The sequence below is a fragment of the Nitratireductor aestuarii genome, from assembly GCF_014641695.1.
Taxonomy (GTDB): Bacteria; Pseudomonadota; Alphaproteobacteria; order Rhizobiales; family Rhizobiaceae; genus Chelativorans; species Chelativorans aestuarii.
Map to the genome: position 1 here is coordinate 1 of NZ_BMIF01000057.1, position 887 is coordinate 887.

Consider the following 887-nt stretch of genomic DNA (forward strand, 5'->3'; position numbering starts at 1 on the left):
TTCGCTCGCCACTACTAGCGGAGTCTCGGTTGATGTCCTTTCCTGCAGGTACTTAGATGTTTCAGTTCCCTGCGTTCGCCTCTTATCCCTATGTATTCAGGATAAGATACCCGTCAACACTTGGAAATCTGTCTTGTTCTCACGCCAGTTCAGCTTGCGCTGAACGGCTCCGAACCAGGCGCGGCACAAGCCGCGACGGCCGGTCGGCCTTGCGAAGCTTCGCTTCGACGATAGTCGCCGAACGAAGCGCAAGGGCGCTTCCAACAATACAGATTTTCCAAGTGTTTTAGGTGGGTTTCCCCATTCGGAAATCGTCGGATCAAAGGGTATTCGCACCTCCCCGACGCTTATCGCAGCGTATCACGTCCTTCATCGCCTGTGCATGCCAAGGCATCCACCAGTTGCCCTTAAGACACTTGATCATTCTCATTGCCAATATCCATCAGATTTTTATCCCGATCCAGAACCCCATACGGTCGGCAAACCATATGAGAAGATCAGGTCTGACGTATTGGCAGAAAGACCAGCTTCTTGAGATCTGTTCAGTGGCCGCGGTCAGGCAAGCCAATCATAGTGGTAAGGGGTGAGCGCCCCGTACCGACAAATTCGAAGGATAACCCCCGAAAGTCTGAACAAATCTTCTCTTCACAATGTCAACAGAACAGGCCGCATCCCTTCAACGAAGGAATGCCGCAAACTCTTGGAACGGATGATCTTGCCACCAAGACCGCCTCAAGGACCAGGGTCCGAAGCAAAAAGAAATGGTGGAGCCTGACGGGATCGAACCGACGACATCCTGCTTGCAAAGCAGGCGCTCTCCCAGCTGAGCTAAGGCCCCGTATTCCCTATGGCTTTATTGTATCTGCTTCATCAGCGCAATTCCAGAG

1 tRNA gene and 1 rRNA gene are annotated in these 887 nt (G+C 52.4%); both read right to left on the minus strand.

Features of this window, described 5'->3' with window-relative positions:
* Positions 1-422 (minus strand): 23S ribosomal RNA (locus IEX27_RS21080); the annotation flags it as partial.
* A 340-nt stretch (positions 423-762) separates the two neighbouring features.
* Positions 763-838: transfer RNA gene (locus IEX27_RS21085), tRNA-Ala, on the minus strand.
* Positions 839-887: the final 49 nt, after the last annotated feature.